The organism is Ectobacillus antri (assembly GCF_003852715.1).
Lineage (GTDB): Bacteria > Bacillota > Bacilli > Bacillales > Bacillaceae_G > Ectobacillus > Ectobacillus antri.
Genome location: NZ_RIAV01000001.1, coordinates 143,301 through 168,702, shown reverse-complemented (window position 1 = coordinate 168,702; position 25,402 = coordinate 143,301). Strand labels below are relative to the sequence as shown.

Sequence of the window (25,402 nt, the reverse complement as noted above, 5' to 3'; positions counted from 1 at the left end):
CTCCTATATCTCCACTCGTTTTTCAATTAACCAGGCTGTTGCAATAAATAACCCAAGCAAGCTGATTATATTCACAAAGCTGCCGTATATATGAATGCCCTCTGAAAATAATCCAATTTGAACTTCTCCACCTTCATAAGGAATACGTCCTGCTTGCAGAATATACCCGTTAGGAAATAACTCAGATATCTTCGAAGTTATAACAGTCACTAAAGCATTACACACAAAAAACAGAATCGTACTGAGTATTCCCTTGTTCTTAGACATAATGGGTAAAGAATAAGCGAGCACAAATGAAAAAAAGAGTTGTATTAAGATGTTTAAGCTCATTTGATAACCTGCTGAAATTATCCACATATAGTCGATAACGCGTATTTGTCTTAAAATCTCTGTATACTCTGTTTCCGTAGCTAATAAGCTAATCAGCTGCACACCGATAAATGCCAGGATTTGAATAAAAGCCGCTACAATAACCCAATAACATAAAGAAGCTAGGCTATATTTCCAGCTATGAATAGGTAATAGACGAATCAAAGAACTTTTAATGATGTTACGAAACACACTAAATGTATGACACAATAAGGTTATCAGCGTACCTACAAATAGCAAGAAGGTAAAAATAAAGCTAAGAGTCTCTCGTTCTATTTGGTTTGATCCAATTTGGTGAAATACAGTCATGTTTAAGATAATTAACACTTGCATGATTATAAAAACCGCAACCAATACTTTTAAAAACCGTGCATTGCTTTGAAACGTATAGCGTAGTAGCTTTAACATGAAAATACCTCCTTAAACCACTCATGTACAGCCTTTGCGTGACGCAACCGAAGCTCCTCAGCATTCATATGAAGAAGCACTTTGCCGTCCTGCAGAGCAATCACTTCATCAAATAACATTTCAATCTCTTGAATGAGGTGCGTAGAAACGATCATGGTCCGTTCTTCATGATAGAAAGCTAGCAATATTTGTAGAATTTGCTCGCGTGCAACTGAGTCTACCCCTCCAAGCGGTTCGTCCAGTACGTATAATTTTGCACGCCGACACAGTGTGAGAATAAGCTGTACTTTTTCTAAGGCTCCTTTTGAAAGTGACGAAATCCTTACTTCCTGTGCAATTTTCATTTCGGACAACATCGTGGCTGCTTTTACAGCATCAAAGTCTTCGTAAAAGGTATGATAAAAGGCCACTGCATCTTTCACATACATCCATTGTTCTAGAAACACTGTGTCTGGCATAAATGAAACCATTTGCTTTGTATGTACGCCAGCCTTTGTGCCATCTATTGTAACACTACCACTGCTCGGCTGTAACAGTCCCGCTAACAACTTTAAAAGTGTTGTTTTGCCGCTACCATTATTGCCTATTAAACCAATAATTTTTCCGGACTCTACCGTTATACTTACATCATGAAGCGCTTTTTTCTTTCCGTAGGACTTTGTCACCTCGGAGATCTGTATAAGACTCATGCTTTCTCCTCCTTACTCAGCGATATTTCTACTAGCATTTTTATCTCTTCTTCTGAAAATCCGAGTGCCCGCATTCCTGCTATAAAATGAGTTAAAAGATCCTTGGACATGTCTTTTTTTAGTTCCATGATTTTCTCCCTCTCTTTTGTTACATACCTTCCCATACCTCGGCGTGTTTCTAAGACACCTTCTCGTTCCAATTCCTGAAACGTTCGCTGCACTGTGTTTGGATTGATTTGCAATTCACTAGCTAGCTCTCGTACAGACGGCACCTTATCTCCCTCGCGCAAACGTCCGGTCACAATTTCTTTTTTTATGTAATCCATAATTTGTATATAGATGGGGATATTAGCGTCAAATTTCATCCTAACCACCTCCTACTGTTTTGGTGTGTTAGTTAAATAGTACACCAATATACAAAAGATGTAAATATATATTCACTATTTTTCACTCCATCTTTCCTGTAACCCCAATATAGTCCTTTTTATGTAATCTTGTTTTTAACCGTTCACAACGAATTCATATGGATTCGGCATTTAACATGTTAAATTCCACCTATTCGCCGTAAAGATAGCTGTATGAAAGTTTTATGTTGCTAGCTGGTAGTTGTAGCCTCCCGCAGAAAAAGCGAGGTCATAAAAGGCCTTATAACGGAAATCAACAACAAACTGGAATAAAAAAAGAAAAACCCGTTTTTACGGGTTTAATAGTTGTTCGACTGCATCGCGTAGCAGCTCTTGTAAAGGTCCTGTTGCATAAGCTACATCAAGGCGCTCCGTCCACTTGTGTGCATCTTTGCCGACGGGTCCAATGTTGAGAACGGGTAGATGCAGGCTTTGCAATTCTTGGAGAGGCAACTCGTATATCGTTCCCCACAGCGGCATATTTTCTGATAACTTATCTAACGGCTGTGACAACCCTGTATAACTGAGATCGGATAAACCACCGAAGTACTTTTGCTCTTGAATGGCAATACCATACTGTTCCCATGCTTGCGTAAGTACACACTTTGTAACAGTACGAATACCTTCATGATGCCGCGAGCTTACAGCCGGATAAAAAGGTGGCACATAAAACAATACGATACATGGTGCCAATTCGCTGCATAACGTGACCATTTCGTCAACATACGAAATAGCAAGTTCTCGCTCATCCTGCCCCTGTGCAGTCAGAGCGGCAATGCGTTCTCTTCCATACATTTGGTTTGCATACGACAATAGTTCCGCAAAGCTGATAACACGTACTGACATCTCTTGTGGAACAGAGCACTGCAGCGTTGCAAACTGCTGCGCCTGCTTCCGATACGCCCCTTCTATTGCCCGAGCTGCACGCTCAGCTGCAGCTCGTAATTCATCAGTAATCTGCATAATTGACTTTTCCATGAGAAACACGTTATAGAGAGAAACACCTTTATGAGGTGTTTGTACCGAGTATTCTTTTTTTAAGTCTCTTTGCAGCAAGCTCGTTGGTGGCGGTGTGATTTCTCCCTCCACTTCTTCACAAAAATCTGTATTCAGCTCTAATTCACATGTAATATAAGATGTCATCATATTGGCATTTAAGCCAGCGAGCGGTTCACCGGCATGCGCTTCTTTTCCGTAACAAAAAAAGCCAGGCAGTATCTTTCCTAAAGAACCGGTGTATATATACTTTGTACTGTCTCCCGGATAACGAGCAAACATCGGCTCACAATTTAAGCAAGCTACATAGTGTAGATTGTACTTTTCCTCCCATTCCAGCAAAAGCGGCACAGTGCTTATCATGCCTTTTGAATTCACTTCTTCATCACATACCGCCAGCAATAAAATATTGCCGTCAAATAAACCGTTTGCCGCTCGTTCTACCAATGCCAATTGCGATGCCACACCACATTTCATATCCATTATGCCGCGGCCAAACAACCACTCTCCGCTTTCTACATCGGCGCGTGCATCTGCAGGAAGTACATGCGCATTTTCATAAAACTGTGCAGTCAGCTCATCAGGACGAAACGCTAAATCCTTCCACTTTCCATAATCATCTACATTAACAACATCAAAATGGCTAACGAGTACCACAGTATTGGTTGCCCCTTCTTTTTTGACAAGTGCGGCCACAGAAAAGCGGCCGTCTCCTGTTGGGTGAAGTTTTACATGTTCAGGATTATTTTGAAAATAAGTAAGTAATTGTAGCTGTTGCTGAATGTACAGTGCTAAAGATATTTCTTCTTTTGAACCTGTAATACTTTGAATATGAACAAGCTCTTTGATTAACTGTAACAATCCCTCTTTTGTTTGCCACCTTGTCTCAACCTTCTGCATTTCACATCCCCTTTTCCGTATTATGAAATTTATTTCCAAATCATGAACATAAAGTGTGAAAACTATAATGCGCTATCCTATACGCTATGCATTCCCAAGTAACATGGAAATACGCTTTGCCGCATTTTTTACAAGCTCAATTAGCACTGGCTTACGTTCTGGTGTAAATCGAAAGCCTGGCACCCCGACGCTAATGGCCACGATTGCTCTGTGAGTGAAATCAAAAACGGGCGCCGCGACAGATGCCGTGTTCTCTGTTTTTTCACTTACACTAATTGCGTACCCTTGTTCTCTGATGACGCGAAGTTGTTCTATTAGTGTCCGTTGCTCCCCTAGAATATTCTTTTGCTCTTGTACAGGCATATGCGCTAACAGCACTTTGTTCGGGGCACCGACCCAAAGAGGCATACGTAGTCCAAGGTCTTCTGCGACGCGGATTTTAAGTGGGCTTTCAATTTTTTCAATAATCATGCCGTCCGAACCGCTGACAATATTCACATATACATTCTCTTCCGCCTCTGCGGCAAGACTTTCCAAAACAGGACGTGCTACATTGCGAAAATCAATGGCATCAAGTGCTTGCAGTCCAATTTCCATCCATTTATATCCAATTGAATAATGCTTTGTAACAGAGTTCTGTGCTACCAATCCATGTTTTAAAAGCGATTGTAACAAACGGTGTATCGTACTGGCTGGCAAAGCAAGTTGTTCCGCCAACTCCGATAGCGGCCATTCTTTTTTTTGAGGGTTGCTATGTAAAGTTGCCACAATCTGCATTGCTCGATTAATCGATTGAACCATAAGACACCTCTTTCCATATAGCAGAATAAGATTCCATTTTCATTATATTGTTTTTTGATTTTTCAGTCAATTAAACATAAAAAGATAGCCGGATAATCCGCTATCTTTTTACTCTTATGGAACCAATAAAATTTTCCCTGTACTTTCACGGCTTTCTAGGTACGCATGCGCCTTTTGACCCTCTGCTAAGGTAAAAGTAGTTGGTTGTGCTACTACAACGAGCCCCTTATGAATCCATTTGAAAAGCTCTGATGAACGAAGTACACGCTCTTTGTGCGATGTAAGTACATTCCATAAGTCTCCGCCTGTTAACGTTTTTGACGTATCCATCAGCATGCGCGGATCCACCGGCTTCGGATCGCCTCCTGCCATGCCATAAAATACAACGGTACCACCAATGCGAGTAGCCGCAAAGCTGTCTTCTAATGTAGAACCAACTGATTCATATACAACATCCACACCGCGTCCTTTTGTTATGTCAAGAACCCGTTGCTTCCAATCCTCGCTATATAACAACACATGATCTGCACCTACTTTTTTCGCTGCGGCCGCTTTTTCCCTCGATGAAGTTAACCCGATTACCGTACCACCGAGCAATTTGACGATTTGCACAAGCAACTGCCCGACACCGCCTGCTGCCGCGTGAACAAGTACAACATCTCCGCTTTGCACTCGGTAGCTGTCTCTAGTTAAATAATGTGCCGTTAAGCCTTGAAGTAATACAGCAGCTGCCGTTTCAAATGAAATCTCTTCTGGTAACGGAATCACCTTATCCTTAGGTACCGCAACCAACTCAGCATTAGCATACGGTACGTCAGCGAAGCCAATACGGTCACCAACTGCTACATCAGTTACTTCCTCTCCGACTTTTATAACAACCCCCGCTCCTTCATAGCCAAGAATGTAAGGTGGCTTACCCTCCAGATGGTAATTGCCTTTACGGCGATACACATCAGCAAAATTCAAACCAATGGCGCGCATTTCTACTAATACTTCATCAGAGCCAATCACAGGGTCAGCAAGATCTTGGTATTGTAATACCTCAGGTCCTCCAAACGTTTCAAAAACAAGTGCTTTCATATATATCCCTCAATTATCATAAATTTTATGGTGCATATATATTAAAAAGGAAAAGACCTACAAGATGCAACTGATAACCTTTGCTTATGACTGCAAAAAGAAATAACAAATAGGCAACTGTATACGCTTGTTGTAGGATAAAGATAGAGGAGATGGTAAAAATGAACATTAAAAAACAGGTACAGGAGCAATTCGGCAAGAACGCCGCACATTATGTAACAAGTGAAATTCATGCTAAGGGACAAGATTTACAAACACTATTAATGCTCTCTGGTGCCAAAAAAACAGATGTCGTGTTAGATATTGCAACGGGTGGTGGGCATGTGGCGAATGGCTTTGCCCCCTTAGTTGAAAAGGTGGTGGCACTGGATTTAACAGAAAACATGCTACAAAAGGCAAAAGAGTTTATTGAAGGAAACGGTTATTATAACATAGAGTTTATCCAGGGAGACGCAGAGCAACTACCATTTGCGGATGAATGCTTTGACATTGTCACGTGCCGCATTGCACCGCACCACTTTCCGGACGTTTCTGTTTTTATTGCAGAGAGTTATCGTGTGTTAAAAAAAGGTGGTACATTTTTACTAATTGATAATGTAGCACCAGAAGATGATGCGCTAGACACATTTTATAATACGGTAGAAAAAACACGCGATCCTAGTCATAATCGAGCGTTAAAGAAAACGCAGTGGATAAATGAACTTGAAAAAGCAGGGTTCACAGTTGAGCAACTGCTTACGTTTGCAAAAACCTTTCCATTTGAAAGCTGGTTTGCACGAATGGGTTTACCTGCGAATGTAAAGCAATCGCTAGAACGTTATATGCTGTCCGCTTCTTTATCAGCAAAACAACACTTCCATATCACCGTACAAGATGAACGCATAATTAGTTTCCAAGGTCAATCCGTTCTTATTACATGTAAAAAACACCGCTGAGTGCGGTGTTTTTATAGAATGATTAAAAATTAAACACAAAATCGTCGTCGGTTAGTTTTTCAACATTCGTCGCTTTCACATAACCATTTCCTTTTACAGAAAAGAAATCATGGTTTTTCGTATCTGTGCGCAATCCGTTCATCACGATCGGATTGATATCTTCTTCCTCAAAGTACGGTTCCAAACCAAGGTTCATCAAGCCTTTGTTCGCGTTGTAACGGACAAAGCGGTTGACTTCCTCCACCAAGCCAATCTCAGCATAAATCTCTTCTGTATACGCCTTTTCGTTTTCATAAAGTGCTAAAAGCAACTCTAGCGTTTCCGCCTTCACTTCTCGTTGCTCCTGTTCGGACATTTTGGCGAAGATGTCTTGTGCAAGCAAGCCAACGAATACACCGTGAATGCTCTCATCACGAATTATGAGATTGATAATTTCACCACTCGCTGTCATTTTTCCTTGTCCCGCCAAATAGAGCGGATAAAAGAAACCGCTGTAAAACAGGTAGCTTTCAAGGAACACGCTGGCTGTCATCGCCATGTACAATTCTCTGTTTGATACTTTTGGCTTAAACAGGCGATGATAATAGTTTGTGATTAACTCTGCTTTTCGCTGCAGCAGCGGGTGCTCATCTACCCATTTAAAGATGTTATCGATTTCTTCCTCTGTGGCAAGCGTTGTGAAGATATGGCTATATGACTTCGCATGCACTTCTTCCATTGCTCCCATAAAGGCAAGCACGCTTTTCGCCTGCAGATTGTCGACATGCAGCAAAATTAGCGGCATACCTTCACCGCCCTGCTTCGTATCAAGCAGCGTCAAGCCGCCTAGTACGCGCTTGTAAGCTGTTTGCTCCGCTTTAGAAAGCCCTACCCAAACATTTTTGTCAGAGGAGACTGGAATTTCATCCTCTGTCCAAAGCTGGGCGATATTTTGCTTCCAAAACATTAAGCTATAATCATCTTCTTTTTTATTCCAGTTAACCGCACGCATTTCCGTTCACCCTCTCCTTAAACTACACATGCTACGCATTCTTCCACTGTCAACTTGCGCGTCCGCGTGTAATACAAGCTCTTCAACCCTTTTTTATGGGCATAAATATAGTAGCGTGCCAATTCGCGTGTGGAAATGTCGCTGTTCACATACAAAATCGTGCTAATGCCTTGATCAATATGCGGCTGAATCTCTGCAATTAAGTCAATCAACTTGAACTGATTCATGTCGTAGGCAGACTTATAGTACCAGAACGTCTCTTTTGAAAGAAACGGCATCGGGTAATACGTCGTCGCATTCGCATATGTTCTAGATTCAATTTGATTTACAATCGGCATAACACTTGATGTCGCGTTTTGAATATAGCTGATGGATTGTGTTGGTGCAATTGCAAGCCTATATGCATTATACAAGCCATACTTTTGCACCTTTTCCTTCAGCATGCTCCAATCCTCTGGTGTCGGTACATAAATTCCTTCAAAGAGCTTCTGCACCTTTTCGGTATGCGGTCTGTAGTCTGTTGTTTCATACCTTTCAAAGTAGGTGCCCTTCGCATACTCGGACTTCTCAAAGTCTTTAAAGGTTTCTTCGCGTTCTTTTGCCATCAGCATGCTTTTTTCTATTGAATAGTAGTTCAGCATCATGAAGAACGTGCGAACGAAATCCTTCGCTTCTTCGCTCTCGTATGCAATTTTGTTTTTCGCTAAGTAACCGTTGAGGTTCATCGCACCTAAACCTACAGAATGCAGCTCCTCGTTCGCTTTTTTGACAGTCGGCGCATTTGGTATGACCGTCATGTCCGAAACAGCTGTTAAAGCTTCCATACCAGCGTAAACTGCTTCTTTGATTTCTTTGTTATCCATTACGTTCACAATATTTAAAGAACCAAGGTTACAGTTAATATCGCGACGAATGACATCACCTTCACCATAATCATTGATCTCTGACGTTTCTTGTAATTGAAAGATCTCAGTACACAAATTAGACATTTTCACATCACCAATATCCTTCAGTGGATGCTGCTCGTTTGCATTCGACTTGAACATTAGATATGGATAACCCGATTCTAATTGAATCATCGCAATCTTAATTAGCATATCACGCGCACTGAGATCCAGCTTACGCTTTTTGACGTTCGGATTAGCCACAAGCTCATCATACATGCTGTCTATATCAATATCATCTAAGTGCTTACCGTACTCTTTAAACACCGTATACGGTGCAAACACATATAGGGGCTGATCCTTTTCAGCGAGTTCTAAAAATTTGCTTGGCACAATAATTCCAATCGAGAGCGATTGAATGCGGATCTTCTCGTCAGCATTTATTTTTTTCGAATCAACAAACTCCATAATATCCCAATGGAAGATATTTAAATACACAGCCCCAGCGCCTTTTCTCTGTCCGAGCTGGTTCGCATAGGAAAATGAATCCTCTAGAAGCTTCATAACCGGCATTACACCGCTTGCCGCGTTGTCAATTCCTTTAATTTGCTCACCGCGCGCACGCAATTTTGAAAGGTTGAGCGCAACTCCCCCACCAATTTTGGAAAGCTGCATCGCCGTGTTGATGTTAAAGCCAATGGAATTTAAACTGTCATCCATTTCCAATAAAAAACAGCTTACCATCTCTCCGCGTCTGCTTCTTCCTGCATTTAAAAACGTCGGTGTGGCCGGCTGATAGTTTTGCCTGATGATCATGCGCGCAAATTGCTGCGCTTTTTCAGCATCGCCTCTACCCAAATAGAGAGATACGATAGCAACGCGGTCCGGATAACTTTCCAGATATTGTTTCAAATCATTTGTTTTAAGCGCATAGTCTTTGTAAAACTTGGATGCTGCCATATAAGATTGAAATTGGAAATTTGCATCGTATGTAATCGCATAGACGGCTTCAATTTGTTCTAGTGAATACTCGTCCAATACATTGTAATAATAATCGTGCTCAATCATGTAGGATATGCGTTCACGCACACTATAAAACTGCACTGTCTTTTCTTCTGCTTCTTTCATAAACTCCTGTAGCGCTTCTTGATCCTTATCGAGTTGATAAAAGCCGTCTTCCATCCTAGTAATCTCATTGTTTAACTCAATGTGTCGCAATCTCCAGCACCCTTTCTTTAAAAATTTGTATATCTTTGCTTGTACCAGCTAACTCAAATTTAGATATGACCGGCACTCCATATTTGCTTGCAATCTTGTCGGCACTTGCGCCAAAGCTATTGCCCCAGTTGCGATTACCGCTTGCGGACACCCCTTTTAAATTGCAGTGGTTTTGCTCCAAAAATCGGTCTACACGCTCAGGTACATTTCCAAACCCTGTTGTATATGTCACAAGAATAAATTCTTCGTCCATTACTAGATCGTCGCGAATCTGCATGGCGGGCATACCAAGTTTATGAATAAATCGTTTTACATTTCCTGTCATAGAATCATACACAATTCGCATATCGAAGTCTCCTTTTTCGAAAATTAAAAATATTCTCTCTAATAAAGTTACTCTCAATATATTGTATTATGTTTTTCGATAACACACAATATATATGCATAAATTTATTTTGAACAAAAGATTTGGTTTTTCGACAGGAGCATTTTGTTCCCTTTATGACGTACAAAACATATCAAACTACATTCTAAGAGCCATGTCAATAATGACCATTTTAAAAATCTTGTCAACGACTTTGCATGAATTCACATGCCTGACTTTCGATTGATTCGCCATAAACCACGACATATCAGCAAAAGTTGGCAAAAATTTTTTATCTCACTTTCCCCATTTCACAAATAAAAATACGCGAAAAGCCCCGGGGTACAACGGAGCTTTTCGCGTATGAGTATTTATAGGTTCGGCAACAACAAGAAAGTGCGGAAATAAAACCCTACTGCTCTCCTTTCTCATTACTGAACTATACTGGCATTTTACAAAGGATTTATATGTTTGTAAACTTTCTCTTGGCACCTGCTGCGCGTTCTTGTCTTGAAATTGTTACAAAACATTCAACAGAGTTGCCCACACTGTAGATATGATAGCAAAACACTGTTACAAACTCAGCACAACTAAAACATATCATTTTCATTTGTTACAAAAAAACGAAAAGTATTTCATAAAAACAAAATTTTGTATTTGCTATATATTGCAAACGTCTCGCTACCCTCTGAGAAAAGAAGATGTCCTGGCATCACTTTCTCTTACTTTACTTTTCCTGCGTTCATAACAGGCTGTGTACCCTTTTCAGACACAATTGCAATCATGAGATTACTCACCATTTGGGCCTTCATCTCATCATCAAGCTGAACTACCTGTTTGTCTTCGAGTTGCCGCAGTGCTGCTTCTACCATTCCTACAGCGCCTTCTACAATCTTTTGACGTGCAGCAAGTACCGCATTGGCCTGTTGTCGCTGCAGCATCGCACCAGCAATCTCAGGCGCGTATGCAAGATGCGTTAAACGTGCTTCTAGAACCTGCACACCAGAAACACTCAACCGTTCCTGCAATTCTTGAGCGATTTCATTGGCGATTTCCTCCGCATTCCCGCGTAACGACCACGCTTTATCATCGCTCGTATCATATGGATATTTTGTTGCTACATGGCGCAACGCAGTTTCACTCTGTATCCGCACAAATTCATGGTAGTTTTCTACATCAAATAGTGCTTTTGCCGTGTCAGTTACCTTAAACACTACAACTGCAGCGATTTCAATTGGATTGCCGTCTACATCATTAACCTTTAACATATCACTATTGAAATTTCGAACACGAAGTGATACTTTTTTACGTATTGATGGGATAGTGATAAAGAACCCCTCTTCGCGGATGGTACCCAGGTATTTCCCAAAGAAAATAACCGCAACGGATTCATTTGGTTGAACAATAGTCATCCCGCTTGCCACAAGAAGTGCTAATATACCTGCTCCAATTGCATACAGCGGATTATACTGTACAACACTGTAATACAAAGCGAATACTACAATAACAACCAAAAGCAACAATCCTATAAAGCCATTTATCTTCCAAACTGTTTGTTCTTTCATAGCGTCTCCCCCTTCTCTTTCATAAAATTTCCCTCATCTTCATTATATTTCTATACCCGTTATTTTCCAACAAAAAAAGCAGCATAATCGCTGCTTCTTACTCATTTGTACGTTCATCGTGCTGCTTGTCAATATGCAGCACATCACTCATACGAATATGATAAAACTCTCCCGCCGCGTCCTTTACGATAATTTTGCCGCTCTTTTCCTCTATGGTCCACACGCGAGCATCTAAATCTAAAAATGAGTCATGATATAAGATTGTCATAGATACATAATCTTGACTTTTATAGGCATTAATAATACGCTTTTTAATCTCCCAAAGGTAACGCCCTTCTTTTTTACGTTGGCTTGGAAATAAAAGAGCGCCTACCACTTTTTTTCCTTCTTTATTACGCCACATATAATCCCAGCCAAACAAGCTCTTTTGTTCAAACTCCTTCACCGTTTCACTCTCCTTTATGAGCGGGCAACTTCCATATAGGTGTATACTACCTGTCCCCCGCGCCCGGCAATGCCACGAAAATGCTTAAAATCAGGGCGCTTTACAAGTACCTCTCGAAACTGATAAAATGTCTCTTTCGTAACTGTATACTCATGTAACTCCCCGCTTTTTAATTTATCTAAAATCTCATTTACGAAATTGTTATCCATATTTTCACCTCTGCAATACTTCATTTTACCTTGCTTTACACACAGACACAAGTATTGTGTTATTATCTTACGAACGGAGTGAAATTGTTATGATTCGAAATGCTACTATAACTGATCAAGCAGAAGTAGCTGTATTACTATACAACGCCCTTCATGAAATTGCCGAAAAACTAACCGGAGGTAACACGTATGAAGAAGTTCTTACCGGGCTTCGTTATTGGTTCAGTCAGCCCGGAAACCGTCTTAGCTATGAAAACTGTCTGATAGCTGAGCAAGATGGTCATCCTGTGGGTGTTATTGTTTTATATCACGGTAGCGAAGCAAGTCGCCTTGATGAACCAATTGTTACATACCTCCGTAAATTACATGGAGATGCATCTATTATTTTGGAAAAGGAAGCCGGTGATGACGAATATTATATTGATACACTCTCTGTTCATCCGGATTATAGCGGCAGAGGCATTGGTAGTACACTTATGTGCAAAGCGGAAGAACAGTGCCTGATGCTCGGCTATCATAAAATCGCCATTTTAGCTGACTTATCCAATACACGAGCCTTATCTTTATATAGATATCGAGGCTATACACAGGATTATACAATTACTTTAGTCGGAGAATCCTTTGCACACTTATCTAAAACCTTTATAATATAAGGGACAGTCACAGAAACTGTCCCCTACTGTCCATGATTTATATCATCTGTTTTATCTTGTGTCTTTTTCGGTCTGCTTTTCATAAGACTGACAAATAGTACAACTAGAATCACTATAATAATAGCTATCTCCATCTTTTTGTCTCCCCTCTTAAAATAGCATCCTAATCTATAGCAAATTTTTCATACCTATGATAAGTACAGCTAGAAAAACAGAGATTCTTTTTGGAGTGGGAAATAAGACCGGCAATGTAAGGTAGTGGTCAGGACCTAAGAGATACGCGTGTCAAGTAAGAACATCCAAACGTAGCGAGGCGTTCTGAAGCTGTGATTTTCTTGCTGTTTCTATGTCGAAAAAACTATGTAAACTTATATAATTACTTTACAAGAGCAAAAGCACGAAAATTTCTGACTATATACTGTATGCTTTTACGAAGCTTTTTTAGGTACTAATCGTTACTACACCTATTCTCAGGTCTTTTCTACCGTTTAAAAGAATGTCAATTTCTTCATTATGTATTTATATACTTATTTTCTATAACGTATAAATAAAACCCTGCCATTTGCTTGCTAGCGAATTTTTGTTTCTTTTCAAAAATTTGTCATGAAAACATTTACAAACGTAACATTTTAGTTCAAAATAGGAGAAAGTATATAAATACAACGCATTGATATGACACACCATTTTTATGTAGTCATAAGATAATCTACATCCAATGCTAGCATTGTATTTCACATGATTGATTTACCTACTAAACTATTTACTTATGAGGAGAATGCTTATGAAAATTGCGGAAGCCGGAGAAGTAATTGAATTTAAAAACGGATTGCAGGGCCGCGTTCAAAAGGTCAATAAAAACTCCGTCATTGTTGATATTACTATCATGGAAAATTATAAAGACCTTGATTTAGAACCACTAACAGTTGTAAATCACAAAAACTATCGAATTGTACAAGAAGCATAATACCTCAAAAAGGGTATCTCGCACTGGGAGATACCCTTTTTCTGTCACTTTTTGAAACAATCCGGTCAGTTTGCCGACTTTTTTGGCCACTTCTATCTCAACTTATCGATTATCCACCGTCTCTGGATAGAGATCATGATTCATCATACGGTACTCCGCCATCTTTTCATATTTCGTACCCGGACGACCGTAGTTGCAGTAAGGATCGATAGAAATGCCGCCGCGCGGTGTGAATTTCCCCCATACTTCGATGTAACGTGGATTCATCAGCTTAATCAGATCGTTCATGATGATGTTCATGCAATCTTCATGGAAGTCGCCGTGATTACGGAAACTAAATAAATATAGTTTCAATGATTTGCTTTCTACCATTTTAATATCTGGAATATAACTAATATAAATGGTTGCGAAATCTGGTTGTCCTGTTTTTGGGCACAAGCTTGTAAACTCTGGACAGTTAAATTTTACAAAGTAGTCGCGATTTGGATGATTGTTATCGAAAGTTTCTAAAATTGCCGGGTCATACTCAAATAAATATTTTGTATGTTGATTGCCTAGTAATGTTACATCTTGTAATTCTTCATCTTTACGTCCTGCCATTTGTTCATTCTCCTCTCTTATACACCGCGCTTATTGCCCCATACAAGGGCATGTAGCTGTGGCAATACCTTCGCATCGTTCATTTCTTTACATTGTACAGCTCGTTCAATCAACCACTCATAACGAGACAGTAGTCGTGACAAAAGGACATCATCATCTGTAGTGTGTACATCCTCATTGCCTACTTGCAAGAAAAATGGAACGTCTGGGTAGCGTTCATGCACTTGTTTGGCATACGCAAAATCTTGTTCATCAAATACAACCACTTTTAAGCTAATATCTTTATGCTTCATTTTTTCAAGAATATAATCGAGCGCTAAGAAATCAGTCGTCATACCTGAGCTTGGCGGCTTTGGCGAAAAAGTTACTTCATCGACCGCAAGCAACCAATCCTGCCATCTGCTGCCCTGCGTTTCAATTGCCGTCCGTATACCGTTCTGTTGAAGTAAAGAAACCAAAACGCCAAGTGACTTCAGCAATGCAGGATTCCCACCTGACAATGTGACGTGCGAAAAATTATCCCCACCAAGCTCTTTTAACTCTTGCCAAATTTCTTCTGCACTCATTTGCCGAATTTGCTCTTTAGCCGAACCGTCCCATGTGAAAGCCGAATCACACCAAGCGCAGCGATAATCGCAACCGGCAGTGCGTACAAACATGGTTTTTTGTCCAATCACCATACCTTCCCCTTGGATAGTTGGGCCAAAGATTTCCAAAACAGGAATACTACTCAAGTTCCATCCACTCCCGTCTCATCTCGGCATAACTTGTCGGCGTTTCATACAGGCGCACAAATTCTGTCCGAGCCCCCTTGTATTGTGGACGCTTCTTGAGCGCCAATTCCATCTGCTCAAAAATCCATACAACCATATTTTCAGCTGTCGTATTCATCGGCGGCAACGTTTCATTTAAATAACGATGATCTAAATAAATCTCAATTTCTTCTTTCCAAATTTCTTTGATATCACCAAAATCGATTGCAAGACCAATTTCATCAACAAAACCACTGATGCCAAATACAACTTTGTACGTATGGCCGTGCAAATTCTTACATTTCCCTTCATAGCAATGTAAATGGTGCGCCGCGTCAAAGGTAAACTCCTTGCTGACCAGCACACGTTTATTATGATAGCGCAATTGCTTGCGATTAATATCTTGATCTATTTTTTGCAGGTTTTCTACAATGCGAAATCCGAAAAGGCTACTCATACATTCACACCCTTTCGCTTCATATATATATCATAGCCCGATTTACGCAGGTGACATGCCGGACATGCTCCGCATCCATCCCCCATAATACCGTTATAGCATGTTAACGTTTTTTCTTTCACAAATTCCAAGGCACCAAGGTCATCTGCAAGCTTCCATGTCTCCGCCTTATCTATCCACATCAGCGGTGTATGAATAACAAATGGATAATCCATTGCTAAATTCAACGTTACATTCAAAGACTTAATAAATACGTCACGGCAATCTGGATACCCACTAAAATCTGTTTCACATACACCGGTTACGATATGTTTGGCATCCATTTGTTTAGCCATAACAGCCGCAAAGGAAAGAAACAATAAATTTCTTCCATCTACAAATGTTGATGGCAACGCGCCCTCTTCTTGTGTAATTTCAATGTCGTTGCGCGTTAACGCATTTGGGGCCAACTGATTAAGCAGACTCATATCGAGCACCGTATGTTTGACACCGAGCTCCTTTGTGATCGCAGCTGCACACTCAATTTCTAGACTGTGACGTTGGTTATAATTGAATGTAACCGCCTCAACTTCATCAAATTGCTGCAGTGCCCAAAATAAACACGTTGTACTATCCTGTCCCCCACTAAACACAACAACTGCTTTTTTCTTCATACTCATTTCTCCTTTTCTTATAGAAGAAAGAGACCTTGAACTCAAGAAAAGCGGAACCGGCTCGTTCAGACGCAAAGCATAAGGTTCTCGGACCCGCAAGGCGCTTTTTGCCTTGTGAGGACCGAGGTTCTTAAGCAGTAGCGTCTAGCTGGTGGAGCTGGACACCACCAAAAAGCGGAACCGGCTCGTTCAGACGCAGAGCATAAGGTTCTTATACTTTTCTTGTCTTAAAAAACAGAAAACAACACCTAAGGATGTTGTTTACCTTAGTTTTTTATAGAGGGAGTTCGCGAACCTCTCCCATGCTTTACGCATGGATTTTCTTCTGTTGTAGCGCTATTTATTCTACCATATTTAGAAAGATCGCACATTAGAAAAAACGTATTCTTATTTTTCAGAAATTTAACAATCATTTTTTACAACCATCTCCCATATAGTCCAACGTACTACAAAAAAACGTGATGAACATCATCACGTTTACTTCTTTTCCTCGCCGGCAAGCTCGACTAATGATTTCACTTTACCATGTGGTTGTTGATTTTCTTTACGCGCTTTCCATTGTCTTTCTATTTCACGCTTTTTATCAGACATATGCACAGCCCCTTATTATGTAGTCTCTTTTAGGATAACACGGAAGGGAAAAAAATATACTGTTCACATTACATTCACAAAACATATACAAAAGTTACAAAAAACTGATACAAAATAGATGCACAATGCAGAAGAATCAGCTACAATAAAGAAGTTAATTCTATTATACCAGAAAGGAATGTCACTATGAATTTTTTAACAAGATTCAGTTTGAAGAATGCCGTTGCTGTATTCATCATTTCGTTCCTTCTCATTCTCGGGGGTGCCTATTCCTTCTCGAACCTGAAGGTTGATTTGTTACCAAACATTGAATTTCCTCAGGTTTCCGTTGAAGTAGTGTATCCGGGGGCTTCTCCCGATGATGTGAACGAACAAGTCACAACAAAGCTAGAAGATAAATTTAAAGGGATTGAAGGAGTCAAAAAAGTAAGCTCTTCTTCCTACGAATCCATCGGTATTATCAACTTAGAGTTTCCGTTTAATGCTGACATGGATAAAATTGAACAGCAGCTAAATACGTTTATCAAAGATGCGAAGCTGCCTGATAATGTACAAACAAAGGTAAATCGCTTCTCATTCGGTTCCTTCCCAATTTACAACATTTCTTTATTTGCGAAAGGCGATACAGATGTTGAACGATTGTTGGACGAATCAATTATTCCAGAACTAAACAAAATTCAAGGTATTAATAGCGTATCTGTCGGCGGTACAAAAGAAGATTTAATTCGCATCACCGTCGACAAGGAAAAAGCACTGCAATACGGGTTGTCTCTAAACGCCGTAAAAGAACAAATCAATGCTAAGTTTTTATCCTTCCCGGCAGGGCGTATTAACGTGAACGAGCTGCAAGTACCGGTTCGTGTGGAAGAAAAGCTAGGTGAAGTGGAGAAGCTAGAAAATCTCCAGTTAACATCTCCACTTGCAAAACAAGGTGCACCAGGCACTGCTCCTACACTGCCATTACTAAAAGATATTGCGAAGATTGAAGCAGTAACCGAGCAAGCAGAAAAAACACGATACAACCAAAAAGACTCCTTGTCTATGGCTGTTACTAAAAAGCAAGATGCCAATACAGTTGAAGTTGCTGACAAAGTAACAGAAGTATTGAATAAGTACGATGATCAGGTTGACTATGCCATCGGTTTTGATTCTGCGGAAGGCATTAAAAGTTCAGTTGAAACGCTTGTAAAAGAAGGATTATTAGGTGCTCTCTTTGCTTCTTTAGCTGTACTGTTATTCCTTCGTAATATTCGTGCAACGATTATCGCGATTATTTCCATTCCGCTATCTTTGTTATTTGCGGCTATTTTCCTAAATCGTCTTGATATTTCGTTAAATATTATGACTCTTGGCGGTATGGCTGTTGCGGTTGGTCGTGTTGTTGACGATAGTATCGTTGTTATTGAAAATATCTTCCGGCGCGTACGTCGTTCAAAAGATGGTATGTCGGATGAACTCGTTGAAGATTCTACACGCGAAATTTTAATGGCGATTACATCGTCTACAATTACAACGGTTGTTGTATTCTTGCCGCTCGGCTTTGTAGGTGGTATCACAGGTGAGTTCTTCTTACCATTTGCGTTAACGATTGTCTTTTCCCTATTGGCTTCCTTGCTGGTTGCAGTTACAGTCGTACCAATTTTGGCACGCTTCTCCTTTAAGAAGGTGCCAAAAGAAGAAGAAGAAACGGGCTTACAACGCTTCTATGCACGTGCTATTGCTTGGTCTCTAAACCATAAAGCGATTGTGATTATCAGTTCGTTTGTCTTGTTATTTGGATCATTTGCTGTCGTTCCTTCTCTTGGCTTTACGTTTATTCCGAACGAGCAGCAAAAAACATTGGTAGCAGCGATTGAACTTCCTGCTTCTACATCTCTTGATAAAACCAACGATGTATCATTAAAGCTTGAAAAAATGTTTGCAGATAAAAAAGAAATTAAAGAAGTGACAACTGGTGTCGGAAGCCGTGATTTCACAACCGGTTTAAAACGTGAAAATAAAGCAAACTACTTTATTAACCTAAAAGAAGGCACGGATGTTACAAGCTTCATTAAGGAACTAGAAAAAGACATGCAACGTATTACTGATGCGGAAGCTACAGGTACAAAGCTTGGCGTACAAGAATTATCCAGCGGCGGTCCGCCTTCCAACAACAATGTGGATATTGATTTGTACTCCAATGACTTAGAGGCTCTGCAAGAAGCCGCGGGTAAAGTTGAAGCATATATGAAGAAAAACAAAGATTTAAAATATGTGTCAAACAACTTCACGGAAAAACAAAAACAATACTTGGTGGAAATCAAGCCGGAAAAAGCTTCTGAATACGGTTTATCTGGCTTCCAAATTCTCGGCACGATTTCCGATCAAACAACACCGGTAAGTGTTGGTACGTTAAAACTTGACGGTAAAGATCAAAACGTACAATTGTCTTATGACAAAGAATTGAGCTCTCTTGCTGATTTAGAAAAAGTGACACTGTTTGGACAACGCGGTCCTGTTGCTCTGACAGAAGTAGCTAACGTCAAGGAAGTAGAATCCTTTACAGCTATTCAAAAGCTTGATGGTAAGGTGTACGCACGTGTAAGTGCACAAATTCAAGGCGACAATACACAAAAGGTTACACAAGATGTAGTAAACGGTGTAAAAGATTTGAAGTTGCCTAAGGATGTATCACTTGAAGGCGGCGGCGGTAGCGATGAAACTGTTAAAACGTTCCAAGATCTTGGACTTGCAATGTTGATTGCAATTGGTCTTGTGTACTTGACAATGTTGATTACATTCGGCAAAGCGCGCATTCCGTTCATCATCCTTTCATCACTTATTTTCGTACCAATTGGTTCTCTTGTATCGTTATTCTTAGCAAAAGAACCATTATCAGTTAGTGTAATGATTGGCTTCTTAATGTTGATTGGTATCGTTACGACAAATGCAATTGTACTGGTAGACCGTATTGGCCAAAACCGCGACAAGAAGGGCATGCCAATTCGCGAGTCCTTGATTGAAGCAGGTAAAACGCGTTTGCGTCCAATCCTAATGACGGCGTTCGCAACAATTACTGCCTTAATTCCGTTAGCCTTAACAACTTCTTCAGGAACATTGATCTCAAAAGGCTTAGCTATTACAGTAATTGGTGGTTTAACTTCATCTACATTGCTAACGCTAATTATTATTCCAGTTATGTACGAATTGTTCTTCCGTAAACAAGCAAAACAAGAGCGATAAGAAAAGACCTTGTGCACAAGCACAAGGTCTTCTTTCTCATTTTATTTCTATTATGAATGCAAGGCCCTCTTGGCTTCTTGTATCTGCGCCAAGTGCCTTTTTTCATGATAGTCTAAAAACTCCAGCCATTGCTGCACATTGATTTCACCAAACACAGGATGCTTTGCTGCTTTCTCAAACAAATCTCGTTCATCGGTTACGCTATGAATCACATGCAACAGCTCACGGCGAGACGTTTGTAGTAAGTCTTGTATTTCATCTTGCTTCATGATAGTATCTGTTGGCTTCATTTGCTCAGGTGCCTCGCGCTTGTAAGCACGGTTTAACGTAGCCTGCACGGGTTTTAACGTAACTTGTACGCGCTCTGTTTTATGAAGAGCATACGTGATAGCAGACGTAACGGCCTGCTCTACTAAATGCAAATGATGTAAATTTTGCGCAATGCTCCACTTCTCTCGCTTCGGCTTAGCGTTCAACTGTGTATCGTGAAGACTCGCTACTTCTTTCACAACTTTATCTCTTGTGTTTGTTAACGTTTCCAAAATGGTTTGAATACTTGTTTGCGTCATACTTTCTCCCCCTTTTTGAAATAGCCCTATTAAAGCTCCTTGTTGATTTTTGCTACAAGGTTTCACTTTTCCAATCCACAAATGCTAATGATTGACATCATACTTTAACACAGTCTTTGAAATAAGAAGGCGCCTCCTAGGAAGCGCCCTATCTGTACATATATAGGAAGCTTTCTTCCTTATTATCCCATGAACAACTCATAAAGTCGATAAAATTATCAGAAAATTCCTTTTACATCTTTGTGTCATCCACGCTATCAAGCCATGCTTGAATCTCTTCGACCACAGATTCAACACACCCAGGAGCAAATGGAGATGTTACGCCAGCTACTTCCACAAGCTCAAGGAAGGACTTGCTACCGCCTTGACGACATAACGTCACATAATCTGCCCAAGCTTCTTCCCTATTTTCACGCGAACGCTTCCAGAACTGAAACGCACAAATTTGTGCAAGTGTATAGTCAATATAATAAAATGGCGAATTATAGATATGACCTTGGCGTTGCCAGAAACCACCCTTCTCTAGAAAAGCTTGTCCATCATAGTCACGATGCGGCAAGTATTTCTTCTCAATTTCGCGCCATGCCGCTTTTCTCTCTTGCGGCGTTGCATCTGGGTTTTCATAGACAAAGTGCTGGAACTCATCCACGCTCACTCCGTACGGTAAAAACAACAGGGCGGAGCTCAAGTGTGAGAAATAATATTTCTCTGTATCTTCTTTAAAGAACAGTTCCATCCATGGCCAAGTGAAGAATTCCATGCTCATTGAATGAATTTCACACGCTTCATATGTTGGCCAGTTATACTCAGGTACCACAAAATTACGGCTTTCATATACTTGAAACGCATGACCTGCTTCATGTGTTAGTACATCAATGTCGCCCGATGTACCATTAAAATTAGAGAAAATATATGGCGCTTTGTAATTTTCAATAAATGTACAATAACCGCCGCCTGCTTTTCCCTTTTTCGCAACCAGATCCATTAAATTATTTTCTAGCATGAATGTAAAGAACGCATCGGTTTCCGGAGATAGTTCTTTATACATTTGCTTGCCATTTGCAACAATCCATTCAGCATTTCCTTTTGGAACTGGATTACCAGATGGAAACTCAAAGCCTTCATCATAAAATTTCAGCTTATCCACACCAATACGCTGTTGTTGACGCTCGCGTAATTTGGTCGCCAGCGGCACGATATGATCTAATACTTGTTTACGATACGAAGCCACCATCTCAGCATTATAATCCGTACGGAACATGCGCGCATAACCAAGCTCAACAAAATTTGTAAATCCAAGCTTTTTTGCAATTTCTGTACGCACTTTCACCAGCTTGTCGTAAATTTCATCCAACTCCTCTTCATGCTCAGCCAAAAAGCCATAATAGGCCTCGTTGGCACTGCGACGAACATCACGATCTTGATGCTGCGTAAACGGTACAAGCTGCGACAGCGTACGCTCATCGCCTTCAAATTCGATTTTAGCGGAAGCCATCAGCTTTGTATATTGCGAAGACAACTTGTTCTCTAACTGTAAGTCCGCTAGTACTTCATCAGAGTACGTCTGCAGTTCACAGGAAGCAAGTGCAAACAGTTGGCTCCCATATAATTGTTCTAATTCCGCACGATACGAAGATTCAACAAGCGCCTGATAGTATTTTGAGACAAATCCCTTCACTACCGGCATTGTTTCGTCAAAGAACTCTTGCTCAGCTTTATAGAACTCATCATTTGTATCAATTGTATGTCTGACATAGCATAAGTTTGCCATTGTATGATAATCATTACGCACCGCATTAATTTGCTCCATTGCTTGCTCCTGTTGCTTAGCGGAGGTTGCTTTTTCAAACTGAATCAGCGCTTCTGTAAAACGAGCTTCTACTTCTTTCATATTAGGTCTTACATATGTATAGTGTTGAAACCCCATCTCTACTCACTCTCCTATTATAGATATCTCTCTTTTTATTCCATGCTCATCTATAAATTCCTGTTTTTTAATTACCTTCGCGAATAATACTTTCCGACCTTTTTCAGCAGTTGCAGCAATTGTTCTTTTTCCGCCGCTGTAAGCATAGCCAGTGATTCGTGTAACTTGACTTCATGAATGGGAAATACGGTTTCCATCAGTTTCGTCCCTTTTGTTGTTAAGTCCGCAAAGATAACACGTCTATCATATGTACATGGACGGCGAAGCACCAATCCCTTCTTTTCTAACTTATCCACAACATAGGTAATACTGCCGCTAGCAATTAAAATCTTTTCACCAATTTGTTGCAATGGCTGACTGCCCTTGTGATATAACAATTCTAGCACTGCAAATTCAGTCGGATTTAACTCATTTTCTTGCGCAGATTTATTAGAGATATCCATCAATGCACGATGTACACGCGAAAGACCGATAAACACCTTTAGTGAAAGAGAAATCTCTTCTTTTTGATACTTGCTCATTTCATCTCACCCTTTAAATATCTTGAAATAAAAGTATAATAACGGAAACAATTGGAAATTGTCAATATATTTTTATATCTTTAACTGGAAATCATTATGTTTTTTATAAAAAGTTTTATATACTAAAGATAACATTTATTAACTCCTAAATAGGATATATCTTTTCATGTCTTTATTTTATACCTGTGGCTTTTACAAAGACTTCCCCAAGTCTGTTAAGTCTATTTGGAACAAAGGAGAACAGCTTGTGAATGCTATTTTAAAAACGATTCTATCTTATGCACTGCTCGTCGTATTACCTACGACAGCTTGTTGCACTTTTCTATTTATATACCATCAATCCAATATGGAGAAAAAAAATAAACGAGAAGCACGGATTATTGCGGATTTATACAAAGATAACCTCGACCGATTTATCGGTGAAGCCATTTCTGCTTTGGAAACCTTGGCAATGGTAGTGAACCGAACGAACAATGACTCTGAACAAATTCAAGAAATTCTAAATAGTGTGGACAAACGAGATGCGCGCTTTTCAGGCTTCTACTATGCACAAACAGATGGCGTTATTTATCTCGCTTCTCATCCAATTACAAAAACTGCAGACGTATCTGACCGTCCATATATCCAAGAAGCATTAAAAACACAAAAAACGGTTTTATCTCCTCCAATGAATGGTCGTATGGGTGGGAAAAATGTCATTGTCGCTGCTACGCCTGTTATTGACAAAAAAATACAAACAACCGGTATCGTAATGGCAAGCCTTCGATTAGATTATGCCAGCGACATGCTTACAACATTAAAACCGGAATATCACTTTGAAGTATCCGATTTACAATATCGGGTCTTTCTAAAAGATAAGGATGATTATTCAACAGAGGGGATTCGCAAGGTAACCATAGCACTTGACAAAGCACCGTGGTATGTTTCTGTTTACCCATTACCTATTAATAAGACTGCACTGTATCAGCAACTTCTTGCTGAGGGATTATTCGTACTCTTTTTAACGAACGTCTTATTTTTACTCCTGAAATATGCTCTATTAAAACGTCAAACTCAAAAAGAAAGGCGTGAAAATGAAGCACAAAAACTTGAGCTGATAGGAACTTTAGCTGCGAGTACCGCCCATGAAATTCGTAATCCCCTAACAGGAATTAAAGGATTGGTGGCGTTGCTGAGTGAAAAATACACCGGTGAACAAGACCAAATGTATTTTTCTGTAATTCAAAAAGAAATTGAACGAATTAATGAAATTGTAAGCGAATTTTTGATTTTAGGAAAACCAACTGCCATCGCGCAACAAATTTATGATTTGCGTCATATCGTGAGTGAAGTTTCGCTCATTATTCAATCCGAGGCAAATTTGCATAGTGTCTACTTCTCAACAGTACTCGGAAATCATCCAGTTCTTATTCGTTGCTCAAAAGATCAAATTAAACAAGTCATTTTAAACATCACAAAAAATGCCTTTGAAGCGATGAAAACACATGATTCACTCTTAATTGAGGTCAAACCAGAGGGTCGTTTTGCACAACTGCGCATTACTGATACAGGAACTGGTATTCCTGAGGAAGTACAACAAAAAATATTTGATCCGTTTTTTACGAGTAAAGCAACTGGAACCGGACTCGGGCTTGTTGTATGTAAACGAATTGTCGATATGTACAATGGAGATATCTCCATTACAAGCAGTCAAGATAAAGGAACACAGGTGACCATAAGTCTTCCTCTATATACAGAAATATAAAGAAGCCGCTCATTGGAGCGGCTTCTTTTACTTCTATAAAAAGCGCATGACGCGTACTGTTAACGTAACAAACTCGCAAGCAATGACTGAATAGAAGCTTTTGAAAACTGGTCCCTTATACGCAAAAATGAATCCCTTATATCCCAAGACTTATCTAATTTCTCTTTATGAATTTGATATTGCAAAATCAGCACATCTAAACTTTGACTCGCTTCAATGGTTTCAGGGTTATTAAATCCCTTTGATAATCCAATTTGAATCATTCTTTCCTGTTTCATCTTAATTTCCAGTAACAGCTTGTCCATTTTGTGCTTTCGTCTTGCGGCAAACATGACTTTGTCCCTCATTCCCCTCATCCATATTATCAAACTCATGTATGTATGTACTGTATTATTCAGTAAATTTACAAATTATTAACCTTACCATCAGAATTATTACAAATTATTCTATCTTTGTAAATACATTCGCAATAAAAGACATTTTTTTCATTT

General features: G+C 39.9%; 26 protein-coding genes and 1 riboswitch. Of the genes, 5 read left to right on the top strand and 21 right to left on the bottom strand.

Features of this window, described 5'->3' with window-relative positions; genetic code table 11:
• Nucleotides 1–3: 3 nt before the first annotated feature.
• The 6 genes from EEJ45_RS00805 to EEJ45_RS00780 all read right to left on the bottom strand — a co-directional run bounded on the left by EEJ45_RS00805 (nt 4) and on the right by EEJ45_RS00780 (nt 5,647).
• Nucleotides 4–777 (bottom strand): hypothetical protein, encoded by a 774-nt coding sequence (locus EEJ45_RS00805; RefSeq protein WP_124562881.1) that lies wholly within the window; start codon nt 775–777, stop codon nt 4–6.
• On the bottom strand, nt 771–1,466 hold the full coding sequence (locus EEJ45_RS00800; RefSeq protein WP_124562880.1) for an ATP-binding cassette domain-containing protein: 696 nt from the start codon (nt 1,464–1,466) through the stop codon (nt 771–773). The genes EEJ45_RS00805 and EEJ45_RS00800 overlap by 7 nt, the downstream gene beginning before the upstream one ends.
• Nucleotides 1,463–1,831, bottom strand: coding sequence for a GntR family transcriptional regulator (locus tag EEJ45_RS00795; RefSeq protein WP_124562879.1), 369 nt, complete (start codon nt 1,829–1,831; stop codon nt 1,463–1,465). Before EEJ45_RS00795 ends, EEJ45_RS00800 begins: the two co-directional genes overlap by 4 nt.
• Before the next feature lie 330 nt (nt 1,832–2,161).
• Nucleotides 2,162–3,766 (bottom strand): M20/M25/M40 family metallo-hydrolase, encoded by a 1,605-nt coding sequence (locus EEJ45_RS00790; protein ID WP_124562878.1) that lies wholly within the window; start codon nt 3,764–3,766, stop codon nt 2,162–2,164.
• Nucleotides 3,767–3,850: 84 nt separating this feature from the next.
• A complete protein-coding gene (locus tag EEJ45_RS00785; RefSeq protein WP_124562877.1) occupies nt 3,851–4,567 on the bottom strand; it encodes an IclR family transcriptional regulator in 717 nt (238 codons plus the stop codon).
• 114 nt (nt 4,568–4,681) lie between these two features.
• The gene (locus EEJ45_RS00780; protein WP_124562876.1) at nt 4,682–5,647 is read right to left on the bottom strand and encodes a quinone oxidoreductase family protein; all 966 of its coding nucleotides are present in this window, start codon (nt 5,645–5,647) and stop codon (nt 4,682–4,684) included.
• A 161-nt stretch (nt 5,648–5,808) separates the two neighbouring features.
• On the opposite strand from EEJ45_RS00780, the gene EEJ45_RS00775 reads away from it, so the two are divergent.
• Nucleotides 5,809–6,582 (top strand): class I SAM-dependent methyltransferase, encoded by a 774-nt coding sequence (locus EEJ45_RS00775; RefSeq protein ID WP_124562875.1) that lies wholly within the window; start codon nt 5,809–5,811, stop codon nt 6,580–6,582.
• A gap of 22 nt (nt 6,583–6,604) precedes the next feature.
• Here the strand turns inward: EEJ45_RS00775 and nrdF are convergent, their stop codons facing one another.
• The 6 genes from nrdF to EEJ45_RS00745 form a co-directional block, all read right to left on the bottom strand.
• The gene (gene nrdF, locus EEJ45_RS00770) at nt 6,605–7,573 is read right to left on the bottom strand and encodes a class 1b ribonucleoside-diphosphate reductase subunit beta (protein WP_124562874.1); all 969 of its coding nucleotides are present in this window, start codon (nt 7,571–7,573) and stop codon (nt 6,605–6,607) included.
• A gap of 17 nt (nt 7,574–7,590) precedes the next feature.
• Nucleotides 7,591–9,675 (bottom strand): class 1b ribonucleoside-diphosphate reductase subunit alpha, encoded by a 2,085-nt coding sequence (nrdE, locus tag EEJ45_RS00765; RefSeq protein WP_124562873.1) that lies wholly within the window; start codon nt 9,673–9,675, stop codon nt 7,591–7,593.
• Nucleotides 9,662–10,021: a class Ib ribonucleoside-diphosphate reductase assembly flavoprotein NrdI gene (gene nrdI, locus EEJ45_RS00760; RefSeq protein WP_124562872.1), complete on the bottom strand. Its 360-nt coding sequence runs from the start codon at nt 10,019–10,021 to the stop codon at nt 9,662–9,664. Before nrdI ends, nrdE begins: the two co-directional genes overlap by 14 nt.
• Before the next feature lie 740 nt (nt 10,022–10,761).
• Nucleotides 10,762–11,604 carry an SPFH domain-containing protein gene (locus EEJ45_RS00755; RefSeq protein WP_124562871.1) on the bottom strand — a complete coding sequence of 281 codons (843 nt, stop codon included), beginning with the start codon at nt 11,602–11,604 and terminating at the stop codon, nt 10,762–10,764.
• A 97-nt stretch (nt 11,605–11,701) separates the two neighbouring features.
• A complete protein-coding gene (locus EEJ45_RS00750; protein ID WP_124562870.1) occupies nt 11,702–12,049 on the bottom strand; it encodes a hypothetical protein in 348 nt (115 codons plus the stop codon).
• Nucleotides 12,050–12,063: 14 nt separating this feature from the next.
• Nucleotides 12,064–12,258, bottom strand: a complete 195-nt coding sequence (locus tag EEJ45_RS00745; protein WP_124562869.1) for a hypothetical protein — start codon at nt 12,256–12,258, stop codon at nt 12,064–12,066.
• Between the two features lie 89 nt (nt 12,259–12,347).
• Between EEJ45_RS00745 and EEJ45_RS00740 the strand changes: the two genes are divergently transcribed.
• Entirely contained in the window at nt 12,348–12,911 is a 564-nt protein-coding gene (locus EEJ45_RS00740) for a GNAT family N-acetyltransferase (RefSeq protein ID WP_124562868.1), read from the top strand.
• A 781-nt stretch (nt 12,912–13,692) separates the two neighbouring features.
• On the top strand, nt 13,693–13,875 hold the full coding sequence (locus EEJ45_RS00735) for a YkvS family protein (protein ID WP_124562867.1): 183 nt from the start codon (nt 13,693–13,695) through the stop codon (nt 13,873–13,875).
• A 102-nt stretch (nt 13,876–13,977) separates the two neighbouring features.
• On the opposite strand, the gene queF is transcribed toward EEJ45_RS00735, so the two are convergent.
• The 5 genes from queF to EEJ45_RS18565 form a co-directional block, all read right to left on the bottom strand.
• Nucleotides 13,978–14,475 (bottom strand): preQ(1) synthase, encoded by a 498-nt coding sequence (queF, locus tag EEJ45_RS00730; protein WP_124562866.1) that lies wholly within the window; start codon nt 14,473–14,475, stop codon nt 13,978–13,980.
• Nucleotides 14,476–14,492: 17 nt separating this feature from the next.
• Nucleotides 14,493–15,209: a 7-carboxy-7-deazaguanine synthase QueE gene (queE, locus tag EEJ45_RS00725; RefSeq protein WP_124562865.1), complete on the bottom strand. Its 717-nt coding sequence runs from the start codon at nt 15,207–15,209 to the stop codon at nt 14,493–14,495.
• Nucleotides 15,202–15,684, bottom strand: coding sequence for a 6-carboxytetrahydropterin synthase QueD (gene queD, locus EEJ45_RS00720; RefSeq protein WP_124562864.1), 483 nt, complete (start codon nt 15,682–15,684; stop codon nt 15,202–15,204). The genes queE and queD overlap by 8 nt, the downstream gene beginning before the upstream one ends.
• Nucleotides 15,681–16,337: a 7-cyano-7-deazaguanine synthase QueC gene (gene queC, locus EEJ45_RS00715; protein WP_124562863.1), complete on the bottom strand. Its 657-nt coding sequence runs from the start codon at nt 16,335–16,337 to the stop codon at nt 15,681–15,683. Before queC ends, queD begins: the two co-directional genes overlap by 4 nt.
• 260 nt (nt 16,338–16,597) lie before the next feature.
• A riboswitch (PreQ1 riboswitch) is annotated at nt 16,598–16,641 on the bottom strand.
• A gap of 173 nt (nt 16,642–16,814) precedes the next feature.
• Complete coding sequence (locus EEJ45_RS18565) at nt 16,815–16,928, bottom strand: DUF6254 family protein (protein ID WP_222928020.1); 114 nt, start codon at nt 16,926–16,928, stop codon at nt 16,815–16,817.
• Nucleotides 16,929–17,114: 186 nt separating this feature from the next.
• Here EEJ45_RS18565 and EEJ45_RS00710 point away from each other — a divergent pair, with 186 nt between their 5' ends.
• Nucleotides 17,115–20,150 (top strand): efflux RND transporter permease subunit, encoded by a 3,036-nt coding sequence (locus EEJ45_RS00710; RefSeq protein ID WP_124562862.1) that lies wholly within the window; start codon nt 17,115–17,117, stop codon nt 20,148–20,150.
• A gap of 50 nt (nt 20,151–20,200) precedes the next feature.
• On the opposite strand, the gene EEJ45_RS00705 is transcribed toward EEJ45_RS00710, so the two are convergent.
• From EEJ45_RS00705 to EEJ45_RS00695, 3 genes are all read right to left on the bottom strand, one after another.
• Nucleotides 20,201–20,719: a DinB family protein gene (locus EEJ45_RS00705; RefSeq protein ID WP_124562861.1), complete on the bottom strand. Its 519-nt coding sequence runs from the start codon at nt 20,717–20,719 to the stop codon at nt 20,201–20,203.
• Between the two features lie 232 nt (nt 20,720–20,951).
• Nucleotides 20,952–22,646: a M3 family oligoendopeptidase gene (locus EEJ45_RS00700; RefSeq protein WP_124562860.1), complete on the bottom strand. Its 1,695-nt coding sequence runs from the start codon at nt 22,644–22,646 to the stop codon at nt 20,952–20,954.
• 71 nt (nt 22,647–22,717) lie between these two features.
• Nucleotides 22,718–23,167, bottom strand: a complete 450-nt coding sequence (locus tag EEJ45_RS00695; RefSeq protein WP_124562859.1) for a MarR family winged helix-turn-helix transcriptional regulator — start codon at nt 23,165–23,167, stop codon at nt 22,718–22,720.
• A 247-nt stretch (nt 23,168–23,414) separates the two neighbouring features.
• Between EEJ45_RS00695 and EEJ45_RS00690 the strand changes: the two genes are divergently transcribed.
• Complete coding sequence (locus tag EEJ45_RS00690) at nt 23,415–24,911, top strand: ATP-binding protein (RefSeq protein ID WP_124562858.1); 1,497 nt, start codon at nt 23,415–23,417, stop codon at nt 24,909–24,911.
• Nucleotides 24,912–24,970: 59 nt separating this feature from the next.
• Here the strand turns inward: EEJ45_RS00690 and EEJ45_RS00685 are convergent, their stop codons facing one another.
• The gene (locus EEJ45_RS00685) at nt 24,971–25,258 is read right to left on the bottom strand and encodes an aspartyl-phosphate phosphatase Spo0E family protein (protein WP_245999788.1); all 288 of its coding nucleotides are present in this window, start codon (nt 25,256–25,258) and stop codon (nt 24,971–24,973) included.
• Nucleotides 25,259–25,402 lie beyond the last annotated feature (144 nt).